We start from the raw sequence: 26,523 nt of genomic DNA, 5'->3' as shown, positions 1-26,523 counted from the left end.
CGGAGAGCATCCGGGCAAACGAGCCCTCCTCGTACCCTGTGTATGTCCCCTCTCCCTCTGGGAGAGGGCCAGGGTGAGGGTAGGTATCCCCGTCTTCCAACCCGTGGAGCGGGGAAAGAGTGGGGAACCCGAGTCCACCCATACCCTCACCCCGTCCCTCTCCCAGGGGGAGAGGGTCCAACTCGATTCCCACCGTGGATGTCCCCTCTCCCTCTGGGAGAGGGCTAGGGTGAGAGTCTACCCCACCTACGCCCCCCAGGAGTCACCATGCAGCGCAACACCTACTCGACCGGAACCCCATGGGAGCCCCGCGTGGGCTACTCCCGCGCCGTCCGCGTAGGCCCCTTCATCACGGTCTCCGGCACCACCGCCACGAACGCGGCCGGCACCCTGGTGGGCGAGGGAGACGCCTACGCCCAGACGGTCCAGGTGCTTCGCAACATCCAGGCGGCGCTCGAGGCCCTGGGTGCTGGGATGGAGCACGTGGTCCGCACCCGCATGTACGTGACGGACATCTCCCGTTGGGAGGAGGTGGGCCGGGCCCATGGCGAGTTCTTCGGCACCATCCGGCCCGCCACCAGCATGGTCCAGGTGAGCCGTCTCATCGATCCGGCCATGCTCGTGGAGATCGAGGCGGACGCGATCGTGCCCGGGTGAACATCCAGGGGAGAACCCTTGCCCGTCCCGAACGTGTCGGAGGTGCGTGCGACAGTCCGGGACACCATGAATGCAAGGGATGCTGCCTATTTGGAGGGCCCCGCTGTCATGGGGCTCTACGTCTTCTGTTTCGCGCGAGCGGACGCCGCGGGTTCAGCGTCGGGCCTGGGCTTCGCGGAAGACTCGTCGCTCTTCGCGCGAGTGCACGAGGATCTCGCGGCCATCTGCTGTGAGGTGCCGCTCCACGACTGGACGGGAGAGGCGGGCGAGGCCCATCTGAAGGACCTGGCCTGGCTCGGTCCGCGAGCGATGCGTCACGAGGAGGTCATCGAGCAGACGATGCGCGCCTCGCCGGTGCTGCCGCTGCGCTTCGGGTGCCTGTTCTCTTCGGCGGAGCGGCTCGAGGAGCTGCTCCGGCGCGAACGGTCACGGATCAAGACCTTCATCGAGAAGGCGGAGCACGAGGAGGAGTGGTCGCTCCAGGGCTCGGTGCACCTCCAGGCTTGCGAAGCAGTCCTGTTCAACGCCGATCCGCGCACGGCGAAACTGCCGGCATCGCCCGGGGCACGCTATCTGCTGGAGCAGAAGCTGCGAAAAGACGCGGCCCGAGCGGCACAGGTGTGGATACAGGAGGCCCAGACGACGATCGCGCAGGCGCTCGCGGGGCTGGTGCTCGAGCGGCGCGTGCTGCGGCCGCCTTCGCACGGCCCGGAGGAGCCCGCGCTGGAAGGGGCTTTTCATTGGGCACTCCTCCTTCCGCGCGGCGCGGAGGAGGAGCTCATCAGGCGCCTCGCACCGCTGGCGGAGCAACTGTCAGGGCACGGCCTGCACCTGTCCGCGCGAGGGCCGTGGCCGGCCTACAACTTCGCGCCACGCCTCGGGGAGGAGCCGGGCGGCACGCCCGAGGAACGGACGCATGGCTGAGAGCGACACCGGGCTGCTGCTGTATTGCATCACGGACGCATCCTCGGCATGGCCAGACGAGGAGCGAGGAGTGCGGGGCGGCAGGCTCCAGCGCGTCGTGGACGGTGGGCTCGCGGCCGTGGTCTCACGCGTCGAGGAACGCACCTGGATGGCGACACCGGCCGCGCCGGAGCTGCTCGCCTACGAGCGAGCCATCCGCGCACAACACGCCATCGCCGATGTCCTGCCGATGCGCTTCGGGAGCGTGCTTCTGGACGAAGCGGCGGTGCGCGCGCACCTCGACGAGCAGCGGGCCGCCTATCTGCGCGCACTCGAGCGTGTCTCCGGCTGCGTGGAGATGGGAGTACGAGCACTGCTCTCCGCGCCTCCCCCACCCTCCGCGCCCGTGAAGCCGAAGAGCCGCTCGGGCGCCGATTACCTCGCGGCACGGCGGCACCACTACTCCGCCGAGAACCGACTGCGAGACCAGGGCGCGGCGCTGGAACGGGCCCTGCTGGCGAAGGTGGCGCCGCTGTGCAGGGAGCACCGTTCGGAGCTCTCCGCCCCGCGCCCGGGTGAGCCCGCGCTCTGCTCGCTGTATTTCCTCGTGCCGCGCGACCGGGTGCCCGCGTTTCGCGCCGCGTTGTCGCCGGACTCCGGCGAGGTGCCCGCGGAGCTCGCGCTGAGCGGACCGTGGCCTCCCTTCAATTTCATGGCGTGAAGCCAGGTGTACATGTCGGACGGTTCTGTCCAATGACAAACACGTCGGACACTCCTGTTACTCGTAAAGACAAGCATGGACGGAAAGGCCGCGCAGGCGCGCCGCGCTCGCGAAAGACCCGACTGGCCAGGCTCAACCGAGGTGACACGAGGAGGCAGCAATGGCGAACATTCAGAAGTCGACGGATTCGTCCAGCCTGGCGGAAGTGGTCAGCATCATCCTCGACAAGGGAATCGTCATCGATGTGTGGGCCACGGTGTCACTGGTCGGCATCCAGCTCCTGGCGGTGGAAGCGCGTGTGGTCATCGCCTCGGTCGAGACGTACCTGAAGTACGCGGCGGCGATCGGTCTGACCGGCGGCACCCAGGCGGCCCAGTCGCTCAAGAACGCGGCCCTGCCGGTGGCGACGAGCGTGGCCATGCCGGCCATGCCGGGCGCGGCGATTCCCGCGCCCGCCATGTAGCCGGACGAACCTGATCACGACACACGAGGAGCCGGGGAAATGACGAACGTTCAGGCAGGGGGCACGTATCTTTATGCCGTTCTCGCCGGCCCGGAGGGTCTCGGCCAGGCTGGGGTGATTGGCATCGAGGGAGGCGAGGTCTACTGCGTCACCGTGGGGGACATCGCCGCGGCGGTGAGCCGGGTGAGCCGCGCGCGCCTCCGGCCTGAACGCAAGCACCTCCTCGCGCATCAGGCCGTCTTGCGGCACTTGATGGAGCGCGGCACCGTGCTGCCGGCCGCGTTCGGACTCGTCGCCCGGAACGATGAGGACGTGCGCGGCCGGCTGCTCGACAACCGTGCGGTGTTCAAGGAGCAGCTCGAGCATGTCGCTGGCAAGGTGGAGATGGGGCTCAAGGTGAGCTGGAGCGCCCCGGACCTCTTCGGCTACTTCGTCGAGACCCACCCGGAGCTCGGCGCCGTCCGCGATCAAATGAGGGGCCGTCACGACATCCATCGCGAGGAGCTGCTCGCCGTGGGGAAGCTGTTCGAGGACATCCGCGAGACGGATCGGCGGGAGCACTCCGAGCGCGTCATGGCGGTGCTCGGGGAACACGGCATCGAGCTGAAGTGGAACGCGCCACGGGGAGAGCGCGAGGTGATGAACCTCTCGTGTCTCGTGCCGCGCGAGGGGGTGGCGGCCTTCGAGAAGGTGATTGAAGCCGCCGCGGCGGGCTTCGATGACCACTTCACGTTCGAGTTCCACGGACCGTGGGCGCCCCACAGCTTCACGGAGCTGAAGTCCACGAGCAGCACCACGCGGGAGTGACGATGCTGCTCATCGACGACCTCCTCTTCGCACCGCTCCACGGCCTGCTCTGGGTCGCCAGGAAGGTCGACGACGCCCTGAGTCAGGAACAGGAGAAGGAAGAGGAGGAGCTCAAGGCGCGGCTGCGGGAGCTGTACCTGCGGCTCGAAGCCGGACAGCTCGGGGAGCAGGAGTTCGAGACACAGGAGGCGGAGCTGCTGGATCGGCTCGACGCCATCCTCGCGCGCCAGGAGGCCGAGGGTGTCGAGGCAGGCGAGGAGGAGACATGACGATGGAACGGGAATCCGAGTCCATTTCGCTCTGTGAGGCGCTCGACCGGGTGCTCCACAAGGGCGTGGCGCTGCGAGGTGACATCGTGTTGTCGGTGGCGGACGTGGACCTCGTCTACCTCGGCCTGCAGCTCATCTTGTGCTCGACGGATACGGCACGGCGCGCGGGTCTCATCCCCCCCTCGTCCATGAAACCCCTCTTCGGTGGAGGAGGGAGATGAGCGGCGAGACAAGGGAGCTCGAGGCGGCGCTGCGCAAACAGCTCACGCCGCCCGCGCGGCGGCTCTCACTCGACGAAGGCACGCTGAAGAACGGGCTCGGACAGCTGGTGCTCACCCTGGTCAGGCTGCTGCACGAGCTGCTCGAGAAGCAGGCCATCCGCCGCATGGAGGGCAACACACTGAGTGACGAGGAGATCGAGCGCCTCGGGACGGCACTGATGCGTCAGGCGGAGGAGATCGAGCGGCTCCGCGTGGAGTTCGGGCTCACGGAGGAGGACCTGAACCTCGACCTGGGCCCACTTGGCAAGCTGCTCTGAGGAGGAGGAGACATGGCGACACAGCAGATCGTCCAGAGCCCCCGGAGCGCGACGCTCGCGGACGTACTGGATCGCGTCCTCGACAAGGGACTGGTGGTCGCGGGTGATATCAAGATCAAGCTGTTGGACATCGAGCTGCTCACCATCCAGGTGCGCCTGGTGGTGTGCTCGGTGGACAAGGCCGCCGCGATGGGGATGGATTTCTGGAGGAACGATCCACACCTGTCGCCGCGGTTGGCGGGGACGAGCGAGCCCGAGGGACTCGCGCGCCGGGTAGCGGAGCTGGAGGCGGTGGTGGCGAAGCTGGACGGGGGACGGGACACGTAGCCCCCCGGAGCGGCTTAACTGCTCGCGGACGTGTAGTGGCCGATGGAGTACAGCCAGACCCGGCGCGACACGAAGGCGAAGAAGGCGGACCCCAGCACCGACCAGACCAGTGCCATCAGCGGCAGCCGGCCCAGCATGGCCTCCGCCGGGAAGGTGGTCATCACCGCCAGCGGAATCACGAAGGTGAAGATGAAGGCCAGCACCCCGCGGAACACCGAGGCCGGCCAGCGGGCGGCGTCGAAGATGGACGTGAAGAAGTACGTGAGGTTGTCCACCTTCACCACGAAGAAGGCCGCGCTCACCGTGAGGATCCACAACGAGTAGAGCAGCAGCACGCTGCACCCCAGCAGCACCAGCGAGATCAGCACCCCGAGCGGGGAGGGAGTGCGCCCCAGGAGATGGAAGCCGTAGACGAAGATGCCGAGCGCCACCAGGACGTTGGTGGCCCGCCACGGCAGGAAGCGCGTGGTGGACACCAGGAACTGCGCATCCGCGGGCTTGAGCAGCACGAAGTCCAGCGTCCCCTTGCGGATGTGCTCCACCACGCCGGTGAGGCTTGGACTGATGGCCCCCTCGAGAATCCCCTGCAGCAGGGTGAACCAGCCGATGACGAGCAGCGACTCGCCAAAGGACCACCCACCGATCTGCTGCTCCTGCTTCTGGAAGACGACGAAGAGCGGGGCCAGCGCGGTGACCGACCAGAAGAGGGAGATGAGCCCCTCGACCAGGAAGTCCCCGCGGTACTGCATCGCGAGCAGGCTGGAGGCCCGGAGCTGGACACCGAACAGCCGGATGTAGCGCCGCAACATGCCCCTACCCTCCAAACGCCGAGAAGCGCTTCAGCCCCTGCTTCCACAAGCCGAGCGACATGGCCAGCATCAGCGCCACCCACAGCCACTGGCGTCCCAGCAGCACCAGCGCCGTCCGGAAGTCGTGCGCGTTCGTCATCAGCTCCACCGGCAGGCCGATCTGATAGCGGAAGGGCAGCCAGTCGAGCGCCGCCCGGAACGCGGGCGGGAAGAGCTCCACCGGGTACAGGTAGCCGGAGCACACGAAGAAGAGGGCGATCCACACGTCCATCAGCTTGGTGCTGCTCTCCATGAAGAGGCTCATCGTCCCGATGGCCACGTTGGCCAGGAAGGTGATGAGCCACCCCCCGAAGAGCGACAGGAAGAAGAAGACCCAGCCCCAGGCCGTCTGGGGCACCGAGCCCCAGCCCAGCTTGTAGACGGAGAAGGCCGCCACGGGGACCACCACGAACAGCCGCATGGGGAAGGAGCCGAGGTTCTCCGCCGCGTAGCTCCACAGCGGGGAGATGGGGCGCAGCAGGCGCATGGCCAGCGTGCCCTGGCGCACCTCGTAGTTGATCTGCCAGGCGGCCCAGGCCCCCGTCATCTGCCGCACCACGAAGGCGGCCAGGAAGTAGCGGACGAAGTCGTCTCCGCCATAACGCCCCACCGGGGCGGTGCGCGCCACCGCCGTCCACAGCGCCATCATGATGAACGGCATGGTGGTGGACAGCACCCAGATGAACATCTCCGCCCGGTAGGCCACCGCCTCGGAGACCCCCACGCGCAGCAGCGTGGGGAAGGCCCGCAGTGTGCTCCGCACGCTCATGCGCTCACCGACCCCCGCCGCGCCTTGCTCTCGGCGAACAGCTCGCTCATGACCTCTTCCAGCGGCGCGTTCTCCACCGTCAGGTCCTGCACCGGCAGGTTGGAGAGCGCCCGGCTGACGGTGGCGTTGACGGCATCCTGCGGCACCTGGAGCACCGCGGTGGCGCTGTCGTGCGTCACCACCTTGCCCAGCGGGGCGAGGCTCGCCGCGTCCACCGGCTGGTTCAGGCGCAGCACCACCCGCTTCTCGGGCCGCACCCGCTGCACCAGCGCGTCCAGGCCTCCGTCGTACGACAGCTGGCCCTTGTCGATGACGATGACGCGCGGGCACAGCGCCGCCACGTCGTCCATGTAGTGGCTGGTGAGGATGAGCGTGGCCCCGTGCCGCTCGTTATAGGACTTGATGAACGCCCGCATGGTGGCCTGCATGGACACGTCCAGGCCGATGGTGGGCTCGTCCAGGAAGAGCACCCTCGGACGGTGGATGAGCGCCGCCGCCAGCTCGCACTTCATCCGCTCGCCCAGCGACAACTGCCGCGCCGGCTTGCCGATGAGCTCCTCGAGCTCCAGCAGCGTCACCAGCTCGTCCAGGGTCTGCTTGAACTGGGCGCGCGGGACATCGTAGATGGCGCGGTTGAGCTCGAACGTCTCGGAGGGCGGCAGGTCCCAGAGGAGCTGCTGTTTCTGCCCCATCACCAGCATGATCTTCTTGAGGAACGCGTCCTCCCGGTGGCGGGGAACGTGGCCATCCACGAGCACCTCACCCCCCGAGGGGTGGAGCAGTCCCGACAGCACCTTGAGGGTGGTGGTCTTCCCCGCCCCGTTGGGGCCGAGGAAGCCCACGCGCTCTCCGGGCTTTATCTCGAAAGAGATGCCATCCACCGCCTTCACGTTGGTGTAGGTACGGTGGAGGACGGATCGGAAGGCGGCCATGAGGCCGGGCGGGCGCTTGTGGACCTGGTAGTGCTTGCGCAGGTCTCGGACGGAAATCATTCGGACAGGGTTTAACGCGGTTGCCCCAAAGAGGCGACCCCTCGTTGTGGAAGGCAGGGTCGGATGAGTGGCGCGTACGGCAAGGACCTCGAGCGGTGGATACCGCGGCTGATCGCCGTGTGGCGCGAGGCGCGCAAGCGGGGGGAGGGGCCGGAGACGCGGCTGACGCCCCAGGAGGTGAAGGAGGTCGGCGCGGGTGTGAAGCAGTTATCACTCGGCCTGACGCGCGACCGGAAGCTCGCGGGGGCCCGGTACATGGACGACCCGAAGCTCCTGGGCGCCTACCTGCTCTTCTACTGGCCCGTCTCCTATGCCCAGGCCCGGGAGGCCCTGGGGGAGCTGCCCAACCGGCCACGGGCGGTGCTGGACCTGGGGAGCGGACCGGGGCCGATGGCCTTCGCGGCACTGGACGCCGGGGCGGCGGAGGTGACGGCGGCGGACCGGAGCAAGCCGGCGTTGGCGCTCGCCCGGGCGCTCGCCGCGGAGGCGGGCGAGGCCCTGGCGACCCGGGAGTGGGACCCGACGCGCAAGGCGGCCCCGCCGGAGGGCAAGTACGACCTGATCACCATGGGCCACGTCCTCAACGAGCTGTACGGCGCGGGGGACGAGTCGGTGAAGCCGAGGGCGGCGCTGCTGGAGCAGGTGCTGGCGCAGGTGAAGCCGGGCGGGAGCCTGCTGGTGCTGGAGCCGGCGCTGCGTGAGACGTCGAGGCTGCTGCTGAAGGTGCGGGATGCGATGGTGGAGAAGGGGTACGCCATCCGGGCGCCGTGCATGTACCGGGGAGCGTGCCCGGCGCTGGTGAAGGAGAGCGACTGGTGCCATGCGGAGCGCCAGTGGCCGATGCCGAGGGTGGTGGAGGAGATCGCGAAGGCGGCGGGGCTGCACAAGGAGTCGCTGAAGATGAGCTACCTGATGCTGGCGCCCAAGGGGGAGGGCTGGCCGGAGCCGAGACCGGAGCGGCTGTTCCGCATCGTGTCCGAGTCGCTGGAGGGCAAGGGGAGGCAGCGCTACATCGGCTGCGGGCCGGAGGGCCGGCTGGGGCTGGCGATGCAGGAGAAGCACCGGACGGAGAAGAACGAGCGCTTCCTGAAGCTGAACCGGGGAGACGTCATCGCGGTGACGAACACGGAGGCGAAGGGGGACGGGCTGGCGCTGGACGACACGTCGGAGGTGAAGGTGGTGGCCTACGCGGGCAAGGGAATCCCGCCTCCCGCGCCCCCTCCCCCTCTCCCTCCGGGAGAGGGCAAGGGTGAGGGTACCTGAGCCCTGGGACTCAACCCCGTCCATGACCCGGGACGGCACTACCGCATAAGTCACGTTCTGCTAGGGTAGCCGCGAACCCGAGGAGGCTCGCGGCCTGATCATCCACCTTCCAAGAATTGGCGCCCGGGTCGGCGACTACATCATCACCCAGAAGCTGGGAGAGGGCGGCTCGGGCCATGTGTACAAGGCCGAGCGGGGCGAGCGCTCCTTCGCCATCAAGTTCCTGGCGGACCTGGAGCTGACGGGCTGGAACCGGCGGGAAATCACGCTGATGCTCCGGCTCCAGCTACCGAACGTGGTGGGCTTTCGCGCGTGCGAGCGGTGGCCGGACCCGGACCTGGGCTATCCGTACATCGTCATGGACTACGTCCCCGGGCTGACGATGGACCGGTGGGCGCAGCGCTTCAACCCCACGGCCCGGGTGGGGATGAACACGTACTTGAAGGTCGCGCGAGCCATGAGGGAGGTGCATCGGCGCGAGGTGCTGCACCGGGACCTGAAGGAAACGAACATCATGATCCGCGCCGACGACGGCGAGCCGGTGGTGATCGACTTCGGTTTCGGGGCCATGAAGGGAATTCCCACGGAGACGACGCCGGGCCTGGTGCCGCCCGGGACCCCCGAGTATCGCAGCCCCGAGATGATCAAGTTCCTGAGGGGCGAGACAGAAGAAAACATCTACACCTACACGCTGTCCGACGAGTTGTGGGCGATGGGGGTGCTCCTGTACTGGCTGCTGACGGATGAGGTGCCCTTCGGCGGCCGGATGGTGATGGGGCTGCATGACCGGATCCTGCTGAACACGCCCAGGGAGCCCCACGTCACGAACCCGCGAGTGCCCGAGGCGGCGAGCCGGCTGTGCATGCGCATGCTGGAGAAGGACGCGAGGGCACGCTTCAAGGATGACGACGAGTTGTGCGAGGCACTGGAAGCGGTGCTGGCCGCGGCCGAGGGGGACGCGAGCTGGGACGTGCCGCTGATGGAACCTCCGCCGCCCCACGACGCGACGACGGAGAGCAATTCGGGCAAGGGCGGAGAACCCCACCAGAAGAAACCGAGGGAGGGACAGCGGTGGATGGCCCACAGGCCCCGGCGCGGCTGGAGGCCAGTGGAGGAGCCACCAGTGCAGGAGGAACCAGCGGCAGCGCCGCCGGACGAGCCGCCCGCCCTTGTTGAGGTACCCACCCTGGCGGTGGACACACCGGCCGCTCACGAGACAGAGGCAGCCGCCTCACGACACGCGGAAAGCCCCGCCGTGGGGGCAATGGCTGACGAAGCCGAGCCAGGGAGGGCCCGGGGCGGGCGCCGCTGGATGAGCGGTGCGGACGCCCTTCCCCTGGGGATCGCGCTGATGGTGGGGCTCGCGGTGGTGGCGATCGCGGTGGGCTCCATGCGCCCGCCCAAGCCCCCGCCCGAAGAGAAGAGGGCCGCACTCCAACCTTACACATCCACTCAGGGTGAGGTGACGACTCAGGCTGCTTTTGTCCGCGAAGTGGCGCGATCGGGCAACCCTGCCGAAGCTATATCAAGCGCGGCGCCCGACAGGGCCCAACCCCCCGCGCCCTCCCCCACCATGCTTCGTCAGAAAGAATCCCGCTTGAAGCCCGAAGAGAAGCCCACGTCCCAGTCGCGGGGCAAAACGTCGAAATGCATCCCCATTGCCAAACGGGTCTGCACGGCGGCCGGTGTCTGCACCACCATTCTCACCGGATGCGCGGGTCCCCAGGTGCGCCCCGAGCCAGCGCCCGTCGAATGCCCCGCTGGCTGGCGCGAGACGCACACCCGGTTTGGTATTAGCAGTCGGGGATATGGCCTTGTGCCAGGCTACAAGGGAGAGCCGCAGGAAAGGCCTACCCTCCACGAGGGCCCCATGACTCTGGAGTTGGATATGGGTTGGGACAAACTACCACGCGGCACCCTGCTGATCGGGACGCTGGTGTTTGGGGAGAATCGTTTCTTCGGCCGCTTCACCCAAGCACAGACACCAGACCGGCAGATCCATCCGGTTTGCATTCAGATCTATCGAGACGCACCGACGGACGATTGCCCTGTAGGCGTGGGTGACTGCCCTGACGAAGAGAGCAGGCCGGGCAACATCAAGGGAACGTCCATCCTGCAACTGAGTCAAACGAATCGTTTCCAATAACACCGTCTACCGCACGCCACCGCACCCGGCATTCACACGGGTGCAGCTGGCCTCGGTACCGCTTGTATCCTGGAGATTGATTCCCGTGCTCCCGCCGACATCCGGCGCCCTCCTGGTCTTGGCCCTCCAGGCAGGCACCGTAGAAACCGCCGATCCGCCCCGCCCCCCCGAATGCTCCGCCACCTCCCGCGTTGACTTGACGACCGGCTCCAACGAGGCACCCAGCGTATGTGCCACCCCAGAGGAGCCTGTGACGTTCGTATTCGATTCTCCGTTGACACCAGGGGCGGTGGCGGTGGAGTCAGTCAGTCGCTCCGTGAGCGTCGCGCAAGGCGATGACTTCGTGACCGTCTATCCGAAACGAGGTTTCCTACCCGCGGAGCGCGTCAAGCTGACCGTGCGTTTCAATGATGGCGCAGCCCCGGAGAGAACAAGTTTCTGGCTGGTGGGGCATGCAGCACGAGGAGCACGACGCGTGGAGGTGTTCCGCCACCCTCGTGCTGCGGACGCGCTCAAGAAGGAGGCAGCCGAGGCGCAGGTCAGAGCGAACCAGTGCCAGGAAGAAAAGGCGCGGCTTTTGCTCGAGCGCAAAGAGCCAGGCGGACTCATGGGCACAGTATGGCTGGAACGCACAAACGCCGTGCAATCAAAAGACATGTGGAAACAGGTAGAGCACCACCCCAACAACGCCCTATCAGCACGTGGAATCAGGAGTTACAGCCACCCGGGAAGCCTGGCAGCAAGGCTTGAGTTCCTAAACCCTGGCGCCGAGCCCTGGACAGCAGCGGGAGCAGTATTGAAGGACTCGAAGGGCGAGGAGGTGGAGCTATCCGTGTGGCAAGAGACAGCCATCCCTCCCGAAACCCTTGGTGCCATCGTAGTGGGTGCCCAGAGAGACCCGGGGCAACTCAGCTGCCCCTGCACCCTCAAGCTATGGGAGACACAAGGACCACGCACCGTCACAATCGGGAACATCACGTTCCCGGCGGCTGCGAAGCAGGGCTCGACACCCGAGTAGCCGCCACACCCTGCGGAAAAAGGAAGACCCAACCTCCCCCATGGGCACGAGGCACCGCACCTCCCCACCCGGGGACTCGCTTCCGTTATCAGCCCCTGTTCCTCTCGGCCACGTGGAAGAGCTGGGTGAGGGAGTAGTCCAACAGCGTCTGTCGCGAGCGCATGTAATGGCGGGCCCGGACAAACGGAAACCAGATGCGGTTGCCAACCAGCACCTGTGCCTCCTCGAGTTTCTGGCGCGGAATCCACCTGCCGCCCAGGTTGCGCACCAGCACTTCACCCAGGTACGCACCAATGGCGGGCACCGCGTGCCCGTCGATGGCCTCCCGAAGGCGACTCTTCGGGAACTCCTCCCGCCAGAAGTAGAAGTCGGCATCCGTGAGTGACTCGGGCGTCGCCTTGAGAACCGAGGGCACCTCCGAGTGCAGTAGCGCCACGAGGTGCTCGGCGTAGAGGCTGTACTGCCGCAGAGCACGCTCTAGATTTTCCACGTCCGGGGAGAGGGCGGAGTCGGCAGGGAGCCACTCCTCCGGATCGGGCGGGCGCCACATGTTGAGTTCGGCGATTCGGTGCTGGCGCTCATGGCTGGCGGCGCGGTCCACCACGCGCGAGAGGAGCGGCGCCAGGTCAGGGTGGAAGCGGGGCTCCACGGGGGCGAGCGTGGCACTGCGCTCATGCAAGGTTCGCAGCACGGTGTCGAAGTCAAGGTCTGGCCGGAGGTGGACGTGGGCGCGAGCCTGCGCGAGCCGTGCCTCCTTGCTGGCGAAATCCGCCACCGTGGGCCACGTCACCAGGAGGACGGAGCCGTTGGGCAGTTCCTCCACCCGGTGAGCCGGCGTGGACAGCATGCGCTCGCGGCCGACCGTTTCCACCAGCTTGGAGCCGAAGACGTTGAGCCAGAAGACCTCGTAAACCTTGTCGAACCCGTCTCTGTACTCAGTCTCGTCATCGCGGCCAAAATTGGGAGAGCCCGCCAGTTCCGTATCATCGGCGCTGTGAGCCTTTGCATGAGTGACCGGGTAGCGAGAGGCCCAGGCGCGCACCATCTCCACGAAGCGGTGACAACGCTCCGCTTCCGCGAAGAAAGAGAGGGGCTTGACGTTGATGAAGATTCCCAGTTTGGGAGGTAGCGGCGGAAACCAGAGACTGAGCGACATGTCCAACGCGGGCCACGTCGTACGATAGAGCCCGAGACCCGTGGTGTTCTCGTCGCGCCGCTCCTCCAGGGCCTTCCAAAAGGAAGCGCGAGAATATTTCCGTTGACGCTTGCCGTTGACGATGTCCGGCATCCACCCGTCGGCGTGCTGCTCAAGTGCCTGGAGAAAGGGCCCCAGCTCTCTTTCCAATGCGGCCCGCTGGTCGAAGCCACCGTCGAAAGTGAGCCGGAGGCGATCCTCCGGCTTCAAGTCGTGCACGCTCAGCCGTTTCATTGAAACACCACCTCGACTCCCGGAACCACTGCCTTGGTTTCGTTCACGGCTGCCTTCAATACGTCTACATTCTTGGGCTTGAGGTCGCCTCCCTCGTAAATGAGACGAACCCTTGGAACCTGCACTTCGCCGCCCCCTGGGAGCAGGGACTGGAGGGAGCCTCGGCGGATATCCAGCGTCTCGCCGTAGTTCCGCAGAGCTTCCCTCGCGTCCGCCTTCATCTGCGCCTTCAATGCCTCTTCCTCTAATAGTGCGAGATTTCGGCTCTTGAAGCTGAACGTCTCCACGCGCCGTGGCTGCCCGCCGAGCCCACCCTCCTCGATAACGAGCACATCCGCGTAACGAAGGCCGGGGCCCGGCTTCCTCACGCCCACCTGCGTTTCAATGCGGGGCTTGTCGAAGTCCCCGAGGAAGCGGCGCTCAGCCCGCGGCTTCTCCGCGTCAGCCTTCAACACCTTCACCATGTCACGCTCAAAGGCCATGCCCCGGGCAAACCAGCCGCGCAGCCGCTCGTAGCCCGCCCATTTCAGGGGGCCTTCGACGGCCGTGCCCTCCTCCACCTCGATGAAGCGCTTCTTGTAGTAGTCGACGTACTCGCGCCAGCGCGGGTTGCCCCGGGCCTCCGGCGGCGGGGCGTCGAGGATGGGGCGGTGCTGCTCCAGTACCCTCACGTCCTTGGGCAGGCGCGGGCCCGTGGCCTCGTGTTCCGCCGCCGCCAGCTTTGCCTCCACCACCTGCCGCGTGTGGCCAACCCCCTCATCCACCAACGAGTCCAGGGTGCCATGGCGCTCCGTGACACCGGCCTTCTTGACAGAGGGACGCGCGGCGTCGTCCGCCGCGCCGACGGCTTCCCCAGCGCCGACGCCCACGCCACCCTTCACGGGCGGGGAGCCCGTGGCCCCAGGCCTGGCCTTGGACATGAGCGGCCGCGCCTTGGCCACATCTCCCCGGGCCTCGTAGAGCGCCAGCGCGGCGTCCCCCCCACCCACGGAGACGAAACGGCCTGCCTCCCGGCTCGCCTGGAGGTAGCGCACCAGGTCGCGCAGGCCCTCCAGGCTCATCACCCCTCGGAGCTGCCGCGCCGTCTCCGTCAGGGCCCGCAGCCGCGCTTCCGCGGCCTCGAGCCCGGTGAGGAGGTGCAGGCGCACACCCGCAGCGCCTTTCCCCTTGGAGAGGTAGCGCGGGCCCTTGCCACCCGCGACGAGGGCCACCACCAGCGCTGGTGCTACCTCGCGCGTGCCCTTCTCCAACTCTCCCTGCCAGAGCGACCGCCCGCCATGGAGGGTGGTGGTGACAAAGCCGTAGCCACCCAGCGGCACGCCAAAGGTGAGGTGGTCAAACACACTCAGCGCCAGGGTGTCCGCCGAGGCATCCCGCACCAACTCCTTCTCGGCCGTGGCGAGGGCCTCCTGGTACTCCGGCGGCAGTTGGCCTCGTATAGGGAGGAATGCGAAGTCCCCTCCGTCCGAGCTCATTGGAGAGCTGGAGAGCACGTCCCTTCCAGCTCGGACCAGGCCCCGGCCCACGTCTCCGAGCTCGGAGTCCCGGTCCACACGGGCCGTGGGTTTCAACCCCCGCTTCTCCAACGCCACCTGGAACGCGGGCAGCAGCGCGAGGGTTTCCGCCAGCCGATTGTCCTGGGCCAGCAGGAAGAGGATCTCCCTCAAGTCATTGTCGTAGGCCGAGTCGACAATGAAGACGGAGAGCACCTGCGCGTTGAGGCGCCCATAGGCCTCGGGAGCATTGAGGAGCAATGAGGTGCGCTTTTTATTGAGCAGGAGGGCAACGTCCTCGCGCGGTGGGCCCAGGGCACCGAGTCGCACGGCACGCCAGTCGTCCAAAGCGTCCACCAGCCTGGGCATGTCCACCCGCTCCTGCAGGGCGAGAACTTCCCCGGGCGAGGTGCAACTGAGGAAGGGGGCGAGCAGTGCCTCCCTGTCACTGGAGGAGAAGTCGGGCCACCCCGGGGGCAGCCCTCCGCACGAGGGCGGATTCTGGGAAGCAGGCCCCGCGCGGGCCACCTCGTACGCGGACGCCTCGCCCGAGCTCGCCGTGGAAGCAAGAGGAAAGGGCGCCTCGAGCGGGGGCGTAATGGTCCCCGCCTCTCGCAACGTGGAGAGGGAGAGGGGTCCCTCCGCGGTGCTGCCGGCCTGTCGCGGCGCCAGCGTGACGCAGCCGGTGAAGAGCAGCACAGCCCCCAGCAGCGCGGCCCACCTGTGCAGCAGCACGGCCCACGGGTAAGTCCTCATCGTGCACGCCCTCTCGAAGCGCCCCAGGCGGTGGCGCTCAATCAAGCAGTACCTGCCCACTCAGACAAGACCCCATCCTACGAGGAGAGCCCTGCCTTCCTACCGGGTCGTCCGATCACGAGCGATCTTCGGGCGGTTGTGCTCAAGGACGGCGAGCGCGTGGATGCGGCCAAGGAGGCGGAGCTCATCCGTGAGGAGGCGGCGGCCCGGAACGGCTGGAAGGTCATCCTCGGGCGATGCGCTTCCATCCGCCGGCCGCTCTCGAGCCCCTCGATCTCAAGAGCCACATGACGACGCTGGTACGCGTGTCGCGCTGAGGGCCCAGGGCCGACTACAACCTGCTTACCGCGCAAGAGGCTCGATGCGGCCCAGGTGCTTCTCGTGAAGAACGGGATGAGGGTCTACGCGAGGGCCCGGGTCCCCGAAGCGCCTCTCTTGGCAGGCCCGCTGGGGGCGGGAGGCACGGTGGCCCCTCCGTGGAGCAGCAGGCTCCGCATGAAGCGGAAGGCGAGCACGCTCTCACGGGCCGAGCCGAGGAAGGCCTGGGCGAGCACGCTGGCCTCGACCCGCAGCAGCTTCAAGGCGCCAGGAGAGGGAGCATCGGGACGGGGGGGGTTCACCAGGGACGCGACGTTCATGTGCGGCTCCTTTCGAGGAGTCAACACGCATGCTCCTCCACCCGTGCAAAGGCCCTGTTCCAGCCGGGTCAATTCGCGGTCACATCCGACTCCAGCGGTTGGCTCGCCCGGTGCACGAGCAAAGGAGCGGGCACTTCCTGTAACGTACTCTCCCACCACACCACCCCAGGGGGGATACCAATGAACGCAGACAAGGCGGCGCGCGCGTGGGTCGAGGAGAGCGCACTCCGCGCGGCGGGTGCCGCGGCCATTCCCATTCCCGTTCCCGGCGCGCACACGGCGGTCACGTCGGCCATCGAGGCCTACATGATCTACCACGTGGCCGGCATCTACGGAGAGAAGCTCTCCCTGGGCGAGGCGCTCGGGCTCATTCCCACGCTGGGCGCGGGCATCGTCGCGCGCAAGGCCGCCACCGCCGTGGTGGGCGAGACGGTGGGGTGGATTCCCGTCGCCGGCTGGCTCCTCAAGGGCGCCGCCAGCGGTGGCACCGCCTTCGCCATGGGCGTGGCCGCCGTGAACTACTTCGAGAAGAAGTACCCCCAGCGCCAGGCCACCGCCTTCGAGACCGCGTCCATCAAGGACTGGGTCAAGAACGCCGTGGCCCACATCATCAGCAGCACGGCGAAGAAGTAGGGCCCGGCCGTCAGAAACGCACGTTCGCGCTCACCAGGGCGTAGAGCGGCGGCAGCATCGCGTCATAGCGGCCGTGCCACTCGTAACCCGCTCGGAGCAACAGCTCGAACCGCTCTGACGAGAGCAATCCCACTCGCGCGCCCGCGCGAAGGGTGACGGCGGAGCCTCCGTACCAGCCAGAGCGCGCATCGGCGTAGATGCGGCTCCGGTGCTCGGCCGTGGGCTCCAGGTAGGTGAGCCACTGCTGGTCCCACGAGAGCTCCGCGGCCAACAGCCAGCGCTCTGCGTACCAGCCCGGTTGTACCCCGAGCTCGGTACCCCATCCCCTCGCCGAGAAGGAGACGTTTCGCGTACCTCGCAGCAGGACCGCCGCCTGCACGGGCAGCTCGAACCGGCCCGAGCGCAGGAGATGCACTCGCGCGCCCGAGCGCAGCGCGAAGTCACCGAAGTCCGGCCGCAACAACGGGATGGCCGCGTCGGCGAACACCCACGTGGGAGCCACGAACCCTGTCCCCAGCGCTCGCGCATAGCCCAGCCGCCCCGTCACGGGCGCACCATCCACCCCGAGGTCCAGATACAGGGCGTTGGGATGGCCCTCGGTGGGCCTGGAAGCCACGTCCGCCACCGCCCGCTGCGGAAACAGCACCACCCCGGCCAGGAGCCCCAGCAAGAGAGAGACGGCTCTCATCGGGCCCCCTCCAGGTCCAGCGTGCGCAGGTAGTCCCGGATGAGCGCCACGGACTCCGCGGCCCGCCAGTAGACGATGTCGTTGTGACCGGCGTCCGGAATGACCTCCAGACGCGAGCGCCGGAAGAGGACACGCTGCTTCTCCTGGAACGCGGCACCAAGGTCCTCGGTGGCTCCGCCCACGATGAACAGCACCTCCGGCTGGACCCGGTCCAGGTTCGCGGTGAAGTCGAAGCTCCGCTCCGAGAGCTGCGCCAGGTAGACGTGCACCTTCGACGCAACCCCCGTGCGCCAGGAGGGCACCGGCCTGTCATTGCGGCCCGGCTGGGAGTTCTCCGCGAGCAGGCCCACCGTGAGCGCGAAGTCGGCGCGAGCATGGTCATCCGTCGCCAACAACTGACGCGCCCACGCCCAGTCGTTGACCCACTCGGCGGTCAGGTCCGGGGCGAAGCCCGGCACCAGCTTCCCCAGCTCCGTGCTGAATTCTCCCGGTTCGAGCAGCACCACCCCCGCCACCCGCTCGGGATGCGCACTCATATACAGCGCGGCGTACTGGCCTCCCCACGAGTGACCCACGAGCACCACCTGGCGCTCGCCAGCGACGCGCTCCACCAGCTGCTCCAGGTCGCGCAGGTGGTTCTCCAGGCTGAGCGCCTCGGGAGCCGAGAAGCGCTCCGATAAACCCGCGCTCCGCTGATCCCAGAAGACCAGCCGATGCTCGTCCGCGAGACTCACCCCGTCATGCCGGTCCGCGAGCGGCAACAGGTACTGGTAGTCGTCGCCCGGGCCGCCGTGCAGGAAGATGAGCACGGGGGCTCCCTCGGGCCCGAGCTCCTCGATGTGGAAGGAGGCACCATTCCAACGCGCCCGCGGCAGCGAAGGGTCCTCCACCACTGTCGCGGGCACCAGATTGCCCGGCTCCGAGGCATCGAGACAGCCCACCGACGCGGCCACTGAAACACACAACCCCAGCGTCAACACCCGGCACAGGACACGCATACGTCCAGCCATCGGCTCCTCCCTGGCGGCCGAATGGATGAGCATCCTCGCGCCGCGCGAATGGAACACCCGGCGCGAAGACAGGTGTCACCCCTTGGCGCGCGTAGGGTCTACGCGAGCGGCAGCTCCAGCGTGGCCGTGGCGCCCTTGTCCGGCCCCTCGCTCTCCAGGGTGAGCCGCCCTCCCAACGACTTCGCCGCCAGCGCGCTCGAATAGAGCCCCAGGCCCTGCCCGTCCGCGCGGGTGGTGAAGCCTTGCGAGAACAGCCGCTCGCGGTGCTCCGTGGCGATCCCCTTCCCGCTGTCCACCACCTGGATGCGCGCCGTGCGCCCCTCCGCGTCGAGCCGCACGTGCAGGTGCCGCTTCGGCTCGGGCTGCCCGTTCATGGCGTTGCGGGCATTCGTGATGAGGTTGATGAGGATTTGCAGCACCCGGTGCTTGTCCAGCCGCGCCTTGGGCAGCACGTGGAGCTCCCGGGTGACCGTGATGCCGTAGCGCTGGAGCGCCGGCAGTTGGATGCTCAGGGCATCCTCGACCAGCTGGGAGAGCTCGCACTCCTCGGGCAGGAGCGTATGCCGTCCATAGGCCTGCTGGACGTGGAGGATGGCGCGCATGTGCTCGATGTGCTCCTTCAACTTCCCCACGCTCTCCTTCATCGACGCGTGCTCGCGCAGCAACTCATCGGCCAGGCCGAAGAGGTAGCTCATCAACTGGGTGCCTCGGGAATCCTTCGTCAGGAAGCCCGCCAGGTCCTCCTGATGCTCCTGGAGCATGACCGTGAGCTGCTTGAGCCGGACCATGCGGGAGACGTCCACCTTCTCGCGCAGCATGTGCGTGTTCAGGACGGCACTGGTGAGGACGTTGCCCACGTTGTGGAGCACGTTGGCGGCCACCTCGCTCAGGCCCGCCTCGCGCGTCGCGTCCATCAGCCGGGCCTGGGCCTGCCGGAGCTCCCACGCACGCTCCTCCAGGCGCTGCGCGAGCTCCTCGTTGACGTGGCGCAGGGCGGCCTCGGCGCGCTGGAGCTCGGCGTGCCGCCGCGCGTTCCCGAGGGAGATGGCGGCTTGTGAGGCCAGTTGTCCCAGCAACGCGAGGCGTGCCGGGGTGAACGCGTGCGGAGCGAGCGTGTTTCCCAGGTACAGCACTCCCTGGAGCACATCCTGGCGCACCAGCGGCAGGCACAGCACCGACCGGACCCGGCCGCGCTCGAAGCAGGCGTCGGACACGAAGGGGTGCGGCAGGGAGGCGTCGGCGACGAGCACGTGTTCCCCGGTGCGCTTGACGTAGGAGAGAAGGCTCCCTGGCAGGTCCTCCTCACCAAGCCCCGAGAGCGCCGCCACCGTGAGTTTGTCATCGTCCACGAGCAGCAAGGCGCCCTGTTGGGCCCCCGCGTGCTCGGCGGCCACGCGCACCAGCGTCGCCGCCAGCTTTTCGAGGTCCAACTCACCGGAGATGGCCTGCTGCACCCGCACCACGGCGAGCGCGTCGACCTGCTGGCCCGCCCCCGCGTCGGAGAGGGGAGCCTGAAGGGCCGTGAGGGGGACCAGATGGGGCCACTGATCATCCAGGTGCCGGACCTTCCCCAGCGCGCCCCACTTCAGATAGGCCTCCCGGGCATGCCGGGCGTAGGTGTCCGAGAGGGTCGGGACCTGGTGCTCGCGCCAGAACCGCGCCGCCAGCTCGTTGGCGAGGCCGACGTTCTGGATGAAGCCGTGCACGCGGGCGGAGTGGATGGCCTCCTCGTAGGCCCGGAGCGCCTCCTCCATGTGGCCGGTGACACGGAAGAGCTCCGCGGAGACCATCCGCTCGGGGGCGCGGAAGTTCTCGGGGCAATAGCCCGCCCACTCCGCCAGTTTCCCCTGGTACTCCCGCATGAGCTCGAGGTACCGCCGTTGCTCCTCCGGCGCCGCCGCCCGGTAACAGGCCGCCAGCGCCAGCGCGCGATAGAGGTAGAAGCTCATCAGCTGGATGTGGCCCAGTGAGGTGCCGATGAGCTCGGCGGCCCGCTCCCCCACCTCCAGCACCTGCGCGTAGGCGCCGCACATGAAGCGCGACTGCATCTTGATGATCCAGTACCAGCACCGCATGATGCTCATGTGCTGGGGGGTCAGCCTGGCCTCGAAGGCCTCCTGGTCGAAGTCGTCGCCGCTCATCGTGTCGAACGAGCGGGACAGCCCTCGCAACTGCTGCACGTAGCGCTGGACGTGGTGGATGACGTCCTCCACCGCCGGGTAGCCCGCCTGACGCGCGAAGTCGAGACGCGCGACGGACTCCTGGTAGACCTCCTCCAGGGGGTGCCCCAGGGTGAGGCGGTTCGTGACGATGTGGTTGCTGCAATAGCAGGCGATCTGGAAGTCCCCAGCCCTCAGCGCGTGGTGGAAGGCGTCGCGGACGTGCTCCAGCGCGACGGAGAGGGGCTGGACCCAGCAGCTGGTCATCTCCAGGCTGTAGAGCGCCCTCCCCCGCGCGGAGGTGAAACCGTGGCGCTCGACCAGCTCATACGCGAGCACACTGAAGGCATGGCCTTCCCGGTAACGCTTGAAGATGGACCCCAGCATCAAGCCGTACCAGCCGAACCCGTGGACGGATGCCTCGGTGTTGCCGTACCGCAGGCTCAGCGAGAGCATCCGGCACAGGTGGAGGACGAGCAGGTTCTGGTCGGTGGTGATGGCCGGCGTGAACAGCGAGGAGAGCACGTCCATCAACGCCTTCGTGTCCGGGTTGGTCATGAGGGGCAGCTCGATGAGGCTCTCGATGGGGCGCTCGCCCAGCAGGGCCCACGCCTCCTCGTTGGCGGTCACCACCTCTTCCCAGGAGGGATGGGGCGACATCGGCATGCCCATCTGCGCCAGGCCATCCAGCAGGCAGGTGACGGCGCCCTCGATTTCGTTGGCCGCCAGGAGGAGCTCACTCTCCAGGCGGTAGACCGCCGCCAGCTCCGAACGGGCCCTGGCCCGGAGCCGGAGCGCCTTCACCAGGCGGCGGGCCTCGGCGGCGTTGCCGCTCATGAACTCACTGTGAGCCCGGTCCAGCTGGAGCTTGAACGCCAGCTCCGGGTCCGTCTCCCAGGGGTCGCCTGGAATGAACGTGAAGGCCAACGCGAAGAAGTCCGCGGCCGAGCGGAACGCCGTCGAGGCCCGGGCCTTCCAGCCCGCCTCCGCGTTCAACCCTGCGACGCGGTGGCGCTCCCGCGCGTCGGCGATCAGCTCCGCCCCCTCGTTGAGCTGCCCCACCACATCGAAGATCTTCTCGCGCACCTCCTCCGGAGACAGGCTCGCCAGCATCAGGCGGCCGATGCGCAGGTGGACGGCCTTGCGCTCCTGCGCGGGGATGAGCTCGTGGGCCGCCTGCTGGATGCGGTCGTGGAGGAACCGGCACTGCTCCGAACCGGCGCGCACCAGCATGCCCTCCCGGAGCGCCTCCTCGAGGCCCGCCTCCACCTCGCTCGGCTCCGCGCCGGAGATGATGACCAGCAGCTGGCGAGGGAAGACGTTGCCCACGCAGGCGGCCAGTTGCAGCAGGTGCTGCGTGCGCATGGGCAACTGGCGCAGCCGGCTCACCATGAAGTCGACGACGTTGTCGGAGTAGTCCTTCGCCCGGACGCCCGCGGCATCCCACCGCCATCCGCCCTCGGGCGTCCGGGTCAGCAGGCCGTCATGGTGCAACGTCAACAGGAACTGGGTGAGGAAGAACGGGTTGCCGCCGGTCTTCTCGTGGACCAGGGCCGAGAGGGGCCCGACCGTGCTCTCCCCCGCTCCCGGCAGCGAATCCGCCACGAGCTGCTGGATGTGCTCGCGGCTCAGCGGCTCGAGCCGGAGATCCGTCATCCGCACGCCCGCCACGCGGAGGTCCGTCAGGAGCAACGCCAGCGGGTGGGAGGGGCTCACCTCGTTGTCACGGTAGGCGCCGATCAGCAGCAGCGGCGGCGTCTCGGGGTGGACGAGCAGGTGCCGGAGGAGCTCGAGGCTGGCCAGATCGGCCCACTGCAGGTCATCCAGGAACACGACGAGCGGGTGCTCGGGCGTGGCGAACACGCCGAGGAACTTCTGGCACACCCGATGGAAGCGGTGCTTCGACTCATTGGCGGGCAACTCCGGGACCGCCGGCTGCCGGCCCACCACGAGCTCCAGATGCGGCACCACGTCCACGAGGACCTGGCCCAGCTCTCCCCAGGCCTCGCCCAGCCGCTCACGCCACCGGGCGAGCTCCTCACCCGGGCCCGCCAGGAGTTGCTGCGTCAGCCCGTCGATGGCCTGCGCCAGGGTGGCGTAGGGGATGTCCCGCTGGAACTGATCGGACTTCCCGCTCAGGAAGAATCCGCCCCGCCGCACCACGGGCGCGCGCAGCTCGTACACCACCGAGGACTTCCCGATGCCGGAGTATCCACGAACCAGGATCAACTCCGACCGGCGTCCCTGGGCGACCCGCCCGAAGCCCTGTAGCAGCGTGGCGATGTGCGTATCCCGTCCGTAGAGACGCTGGGAGAGTTGAAAACGGAGGGGAGTGCCGGGGTGGTCTTGCATGGAAATGGAACAGCGGGAGGCGAAAGCGATTCGGTTCAATAGAGAGCATGCCATCTCCCCGCCTCAATCGCGCCAGAGGCCAATCCCCTGTCCCCTTCCTTCCATGGAGTTCCTCTGACCACAAAACGACAGCGGCAACCGGCCCGCCAAGGCCCTGCACGGTGAGGTCTCCAGACTTTCGAGTCCAACTATCAGCGGCCATCACCGCAGGTACACCGCTGGCGCCCGCCCGGCGCCAACCCCGTGGCAGCCCTCGCCCAGCGGGTGCATAGCAGAGGACGTGTCCGCCTCTCCCCTTCCCGCGAACCCGTCCGCGCAGGAGCCCACCGGATCGGCTCGTAGCACCCGGCTGGCCTCCATCGCCGTGGCCAGCGCGCTGTTCATGGAGTTCATCGACTCCACGGCGCTGTCCACCGCCCTGCCAGCCCTGGCGCGCACGTTCGGCGCGGATCCCGTCCACCTGAAGCTCGCGCTGACTTCCTACATCCTGGCGCTGGCGGTGCTCTCCCCGGCGAGCGGGTGGATCGCCGACAAGTACGGGCCCCGGCGCGTGTTCATGAGCGCCATGGCCGTCTTCCTGGTGAGCTCGGTGCTGTGCGGCTTCTCGCGGTCCCTGGCCCAGCTGGTCCTCTTCCGGACGCTCCAGGGACTGGGTGGAGCGTTGATGGTGCCGGTGGGCCGGCTCATCGTGGTGAGCTCGGCGCCTCGTGACAAGCTCGTCTCCGCGATGAGCTGGTTCACCATGCCAGCGCTCGTCGGCCCGCTCGTCGGGCCCCCGCTGGCCGGCCTCATCCTGGGCGTCGCGGACTGGCCGTGGATCTTCTTCATCAACGTGCCGGTGGGTGTGCTCGGCATGCTCGCGGTGGCGCGGTTCGTTCCGCCCCTGCATCAACCGGATCCAGGCCGGTTCGACGGCAAGGGCTTCGCCCTCGCGGCCCTCGCCATCACCGCCACCATCGGGGCGGCCGAGCTGGTGGGCGTCGGCCTCGTTCCAGTCCCCGTGCAGCTCGCGCTCGTGGCCATCGCGGCCGGAGCGCTGGTGGCCTACGTCGCGCACGCGCGTGGGAGCGAGCGGCCGGTGCTCGACCTGCGCCTGGCGAGCATCGACACCTATCGCGCGAGCCTGACGGGCGGCGTCCTGCTCCGCCTGGGGCTGGGCGCGACACCCTTCCTGTTGACGCTGCTGTTCCAGGTCGGGCTGGGTTGGGGTCCGTTCGAGACGGGGCTGGTGACCCTCTTCACCAGCGCGGGGGCCCTGGCGTGCAAGCCCGTGGCGCCCACGCTGCTGCGGCGGTACGGCTTCCGCTCCATCCTCATCGCCTCCAACCTCCTCACCGCCGCGCTGACGGCCGTCCCGGCCTTCTTCCGCGCCGCGACGCCCATCCCCTTCATCATCCTCGTCCTGGGAGTGAGTGGTTTCGTGCGGTCCCTGCAGTTCACCGCCCTCAACACCGTGGCCTACGCGGACATCCCCCCGTCCTCCGTCAGCAACGCCTCCACCCTGGCGGTGGTGATCCAACAGATGAGCGTGAGCATGGGCATCAGCTTCGGCGGTCTGATGCTGCATCTGGCGCGCGGAGGTGAGGAGGCGCACCTGACGCCCGAGCGCTTCATGCTGCCCTTCATCGCCGTGGGCGTGGTGTCCATGCTGGCCGGCCCGCTCTACCGGCGGCTGTCCCCCGACGCCGGCGCCAGCATCGGTGGGCGCCGGGTGGGATGACGGGCCGTCGACGCGGCGGCGCTACTTCAGCTCCCTGGCCAGCTCCTCGTACAAGTGGATGGCACTGCGCACCGCCTTCTCGTAGTCACCCAGGTGAAGGCTCTCGTTCTCCGAGTGCGCGTTGGTGTACGGGTCCTCCACGCCGATGAGCAGCGCGGGCACCCCGCCCAGCTCCCGGGCGAACGGCTCCACGAAGGGAATCGACGCACCGCATCCAATCGCCACCGGCTCCGTCCCGTAGCCCTTGCGCAGCGCCCGGAAGGCCGCCTGGAAGGCGGGATGCGAAATATCCGTGAACCACGGGCCCGCGGGCGGGTCCTGCTTGATGTGAAGCTCCAGTCCCCAGGGCACCACCTTCTCCAGGTGCTCCACCAGCCGCCGCTGTACCTCCTGGGCGTCCATGTCGGGGACGACGCGGATGCCCACGCGGGCCCACGCCACGTCGCAGATGATGTTGCGCGCGTCCTTGCGGCTGCTGGCCTGGATGGCGTTGATGGCCAGCGCCGGCTGCCGCCAGTTCATCTCCCACGGGTGGCGCCCCCCCAGCAGCTCGGCCTTCGGCACCATGCCCACCTGCTGCTTGAAGTACGCCGCGTCACCCGGCAGCGACTGGATGCTCTTGCGCTCGGCCTCGCTCAGCGGGCGCACCTTGTCGTAGATGCCCTCGATGGCGATGGAGCCGTCCGCGTTCGTCAGCGTGGCGAGCATCCGGCACAGCGCCATCACGGGGTCCGGCACCGGTCCGCCCCACATGCCCGAGTGCACCGCCTGCTTGAGCGCGCGCACCTCCACGTCCACCGTCACCAGCCCGCGCAGCGCCGTGGTGATGGAGGGCAGCCCCGTGTCGAAGTTGGTCGTGTCCGTCAGCACGATGGCGTCCGCCTTCAGCAGCGCCGAGTGCTTCTTGAGGAACGTGCCGAGGTGCTCACTTCCCACCTCTTCCTCGCCCTCGATGACGACCTTCACGTTCAGCGGCAGACTCCCCGTGCCCTTCAGCCACGCGTCCACCGCCGACGTGTGCACCACGATGCCCGCCTTGTCGTCCGCCGAACCGCGGCCGTACAGGCGCCCGTCCCGCACCTGCGGCTCGAACGGCGGGCTCTTCCACGCCGCCTCGTCCCCCGCCGGCTGTACGTCATGGTGCGCATACAGCAGCAGCGTGGGCTTGCCGGGCGCTTTCAGGATTTCGCCGTACACATAGGGGTGCGCGCCCTCTATCTCCAGCAGCCGCACGTTTTCGAAGCCACGCGACTTCAACAGCCGCGCTGTGGCTTCCGCGCTCTGGCGCACGTGGGCCGGATCGAACCCATCGAAAGACACACTGGGAATGCGGACGAGTTCCTTCAAATCTTCGAGATAGCTGTTCTTCCGCGCTTCGAAATGGGCGAGAGCCTGGTCGGTGGACATGCTTTCTCACTTACTCCAAAAACAGGCGGATTCACGCGGTGCGTCGACTTTCAGTCCATCATCTTTCACCGCGCGTTCATCGTTGCACGTGTTTCCCGACTCCACGGGCATTCAAGAGCCAGCTGGCTTATCATTCATGCGCATGTCCACCCCCACCCTTCTACTCGTCGACGACGATCGGTTCGTCCGCAGCCTCCTCAAGGATGCCATCCAGGAGAGTGGTCTCGAGGTGAGACTGCTCGAGGCCTCGGATGGTCAGGAAGGTCTGGAAGTGGCCGCGCGCGAGCGCCCCGCGGTGATGCTGCTGGACCTCTTCATGCCCCGGCGCAGCGGGCTGGAGGTCCTCGCGGCCATGAAGGACTCCTCTCCGGACACGCGGGTGCTCATCATCAGCAGCATGGACGCGGAGCCGGTGGTGGAGCAGGCCATGTCCGCCGGGGCGGTAGGCTTCGTGGGCAAGCCCTTCCACCCGTTGGAGATCGCCCTCGCCGTCCGCAAGGCCCTGGCCCACTGATTC

At 67.9% G+C, this 26,523-nt stretch carries 25 protein-coding genes; 15 read left to right on the top strand and 10 right to left on the bottom strand.

Annotation, left to right across the window (positions count from 1 at the left end; all coding sequences use genetic code 11):
• Positions 1–267 precede the first annotated feature (267 nt).
• The 9 genes from NR810_RS05390 (at position 268) to gvpJ (ending at position 4,685) form a co-directional block, all read left to right on the top strand.
• On the top strand, positions 268–657 hold the full coding sequence (locus tag NR810_RS05390; protein ID WP_257448591.1) for a RidA family protein: 390 nt from the start codon (positions 268–270) through the stop codon (positions 655–657).
• A 108-nt stretch (positions 658–765) separates the two neighbouring features.
• Positions 766–1,581 carry a GvpL/GvpF family gas vesicle protein gene (locus NR810_RS05385; protein ID WP_257448589.1) on the top strand — a complete coding sequence of 272 codons (816 nt, stop codon included), beginning with the start codon at positions 766–768 and terminating at the stop codon, positions 1,579–1,581.
• Positions 1,574–2,281 carry a GvpL/GvpF family gas vesicle protein gene (locus tag NR810_RS05380; RefSeq protein WP_257448587.1) on the top strand — a complete coding sequence of 236 codons (708 nt, stop codon included), beginning with the start codon at positions 1,574–1,576 and terminating at the stop codon, positions 2,279–2,281. The genes NR810_RS05385 and NR810_RS05380 overlap by 8 nt, the downstream gene beginning before the upstream one ends.
• A gap of 160 nt (positions 2,282–2,441) precedes the next feature.
• A complete protein-coding gene (gene gvpA / locus NR810_RS05375) occupies positions 2,442–2,744 on the top strand; it encodes a gas vesicle structural protein GvpA (protein ID WP_257448585.1) in 303 nt (100 codons plus the stop codon).
• A gap of 39 nt (positions 2,745–2,783) precedes the next feature.
• Entirely contained in the window at positions 2,784–3,551 is a 768-nt protein-coding gene (locus NR810_RS05370) for a GvpL/GvpF family gas vesicle protein (RefSeq protein WP_257448582.1), read from the top strand.
• Between the two features lie 2 nt (positions 3,552–3,553).
• Positions 3,554–3,820 carry a gas vesicle protein GvpG gene (locus tag NR810_RS05365; protein WP_257448581.1) on the top strand — a complete coding sequence of 89 codons (267 nt, stop codon included), beginning with the start codon at positions 3,554–3,556 and terminating at the stop codon, positions 3,818–3,820.
• Positions 3,817–4,041 (top strand): gas vesicle protein, encoded by a 225-nt coding sequence (locus NR810_RS05360; RefSeq protein ID WP_257448579.1) that lies wholly within the window; start codon positions 3,817–3,819, stop codon positions 4,039–4,041. Before NR810_RS05365 ends, NR810_RS05360 begins: the two co-directional genes overlap by 4 nt.
• Positions 4,038–4,358, top strand: a complete 321-nt coding sequence (locus NR810_RS05355; protein ID WP_257448577.1) for a gas vesicle protein K — start codon at positions 4,038–4,040, stop codon at positions 4,356–4,358. The genes NR810_RS05360 and NR810_RS05355 overlap by 4 nt, the downstream gene beginning before the upstream one ends.
• Before the next feature lie 12 nt (positions 4,359–4,370).
• Complete coding sequence (gene gvpJ / locus NR810_RS05350; protein ID WP_257448575.1) at positions 4,371–4,685, top strand: gas vesicle protein GvpJ; 315 nt, start codon at positions 4,371–4,373, stop codon at positions 4,683–4,685.
• Positions 4,686–4,699: 14 nt separating this feature from the next.
• Here gvpJ and NR810_RS05345 read toward each other — a convergent pair whose 3' ends face one another.
• From NR810_RS05345 to NR810_RS05335, 3 genes are read right to left on the bottom strand one after another with little or no spacing between them, the layout of a single operon-like run.
• The gene (locus NR810_RS05345; RefSeq protein WP_257448573.1) at positions 4,700–5,494 is read right to left on the bottom strand and encodes an ABC transporter permease; all 795 of its coding nucleotides are present in this window, start codon (positions 5,492–5,494) and stop codon (positions 4,700–4,702) included.
• Positions 5,495–5,498: 4 nt separating this feature from the next.
• Positions 5,499–6,302 (bottom strand): ABC transporter permease, encoded by an 804-nt coding sequence (locus tag NR810_RS05340; RefSeq protein WP_257448571.1) that lies wholly within the window; start codon positions 6,300–6,302, stop codon positions 5,499–5,501.
• Entirely contained in the window at positions 6,299–7,294 is a 996-nt protein-coding gene (locus tag NR810_RS05335; protein ID WP_257448569.1) for an ABC transporter ATP-binding protein, read from the bottom strand. The genes NR810_RS05340 and NR810_RS05335 overlap by 4 nt, the downstream gene beginning before the upstream one ends.
• Positions 7,295–7,357: 63 nt before the next feature.
• Between NR810_RS05335 and NR810_RS05330 the strand changes: the two genes are divergently transcribed.
• The 3 genes from NR810_RS05330 to NR810_RS05320 all read left to right on the top strand — a co-directional run bounded on the left by NR810_RS05330 (position 7,358) and on the right by NR810_RS05320 (position 11,721).
• Complete coding sequence (locus tag NR810_RS05330) at positions 7,358–8,557, top strand: small ribosomal subunit Rsm22 family protein (RefSeq protein ID WP_257448567.1); 1,200 nt, start codon at positions 7,358–7,360, stop codon at positions 8,555–8,557.
• Positions 8,558–8,651: 94 nt separating this feature from the next.
• The gene (locus NR810_RS05325; RefSeq protein ID WP_306817948.1) at positions 8,652–10,703 is read left to right on the top strand and encodes a serine/threonine protein kinase; all 2,052 of its coding nucleotides are present in this window, start codon (positions 8,652–8,654) and stop codon (positions 10,701–10,703) included.
• Positions 10,704–10,743: 40 nt separating this feature from the next.
• Positions 10,744–11,721 (top strand): DUF2381 family protein, encoded by a 978-nt coding sequence (locus NR810_RS05320; RefSeq protein ID WP_326522486.1) that lies wholly within the window; start codon positions 10,744–10,746, stop codon positions 11,719–11,721.
• Positions 11,722–11,809: 88 nt separating this feature from the next.
• On the opposite strand, the gene NR810_RS05315 is transcribed toward NR810_RS05320, so the two are convergent.
• The 3 genes from NR810_RS05315 to NR810_RS05305 all read right to left on the bottom strand — a co-directional run bounded on the left by NR810_RS05315 (position 11,810) and on the right by NR810_RS05305 (position 16,037).
• Positions 11,810–13,150 carry a hypothetical protein gene (locus tag NR810_RS05315; protein ID WP_257448563.1) on the bottom strand — a complete coding sequence of 447 codons (1,341 nt, stop codon included), beginning with the start codon at positions 13,148–13,150 and terminating at the stop codon, positions 11,810–11,812.
• Positions 13,147–15,399: a hypothetical protein gene (locus NR810_RS05310; protein WP_257448561.1), complete on the bottom strand. Its 2,253-nt coding sequence runs from the start codon at positions 15,397–15,399 to the stop codon at positions 13,147–13,149. The genes NR810_RS05315 and NR810_RS05310 overlap by 4 nt, the downstream gene beginning before the upstream one ends.
• A gap of 401 nt (positions 15,400–15,800) precedes the next feature.
• A complete protein-coding gene (locus tag NR810_RS05305) occupies positions 15,801–16,037 on the bottom strand; it encodes a hypothetical protein (RefSeq protein WP_257448558.1) in 237 nt (78 codons plus the stop codon).
• A gap of 180 nt (positions 16,038–16,217) precedes the next feature.
• Here NR810_RS05305 and NR810_RS05300 point away from each other — a divergent pair, with 180 nt between their 5' ends.
• Entirely contained in the window at positions 16,218–16,670 is a 453-nt protein-coding gene (locus NR810_RS05300; RefSeq protein ID WP_257448556.1) for a DUF697 domain-containing protein, read from the top strand.
• A 10-nt stretch (positions 16,671–16,680) separates the two neighbouring features.
• Here the strand turns inward: NR810_RS05300 and NR810_RS05295 are convergent, their stop codons facing one another.
• The 3 genes from NR810_RS05295 to NR810_RS05285 form a co-directional block, all read right to left on the bottom strand.
• Positions 16,681–17,358, bottom strand: a complete 678-nt coding sequence (locus NR810_RS05295) for a hypothetical protein (RefSeq protein ID WP_257448554.1) — start codon at positions 17,356–17,358, stop codon at positions 16,681–16,683.
• Positions 17,355–18,368, bottom strand: a complete 1,014-nt coding sequence (locus NR810_RS05290) for an alpha/beta fold hydrolase (RefSeq protein ID WP_257448552.1) — start codon at positions 18,366–18,368, stop codon at positions 17,355–17,357. Before NR810_RS05290 ends, NR810_RS05295 begins: the two co-directional genes overlap by 4 nt.
• Positions 18,369–18,466: 98 nt before the next feature.
• Complete coding sequence (locus NR810_RS05285) at positions 18,467–22,879, bottom strand: trifunctional serine/threonine-protein kinase/ATP-binding protein/sensor histidine kinase (protein ID WP_257448550.1); 4,413 nt, start codon at positions 22,877–22,879, stop codon at positions 18,467–18,469.
• 280 nt (positions 22,880–23,159) lie between these two features.
• Between NR810_RS05285 and NR810_RS05280 the strand changes: the two genes are divergently transcribed.
• Complete coding sequence (locus tag NR810_RS05280) at positions 23,160–24,599, top strand: MFS transporter (protein WP_257448548.1); 1,440 nt, start codon at positions 23,160–23,162, stop codon at positions 24,597–24,599.
• A gap of 21 nt (positions 24,600–24,620) precedes the next feature.
• Here the strand turns inward: NR810_RS05280 and NR810_RS05275 are convergent, their stop codons facing one another.
• Entirely contained in the window at positions 24,621–26,006 is a 1,386-nt protein-coding gene (locus NR810_RS05275; RefSeq protein WP_257448546.1) for a M20/M25/M40 family metallo-hydrolase, read from the bottom strand.
• A gap of 142 nt (positions 26,007–26,148) precedes the next feature.
• Here NR810_RS05275 and NR810_RS05270 point away from each other — a divergent pair, with 142 nt between their 5' ends.
• Positions 26,149–26,520 carry a response regulator gene (locus NR810_RS05270; protein ID WP_257448544.1) on the top strand — a complete coding sequence of 124 codons (372 nt, stop codon included), beginning with the start codon at positions 26,149–26,151 and terminating at the stop codon, positions 26,518–26,520.
• Positions 26,521–26,523 lie beyond the last annotated feature (3 nt).

It is taken from the genome of Archangium lipolyticum, assembly GCF_024623785.1.
GTDB classification, from domain to species: Bacteria; Myxococcota; Myxococcia; order Myxococcales; family Myxococcaceae; genus Archangium; species Archangium lipolyticum.
Note: the sequence above shows the minus strand (reverse complement) of the source record. Positions and strands in the feature narration are given on the sequence as shown.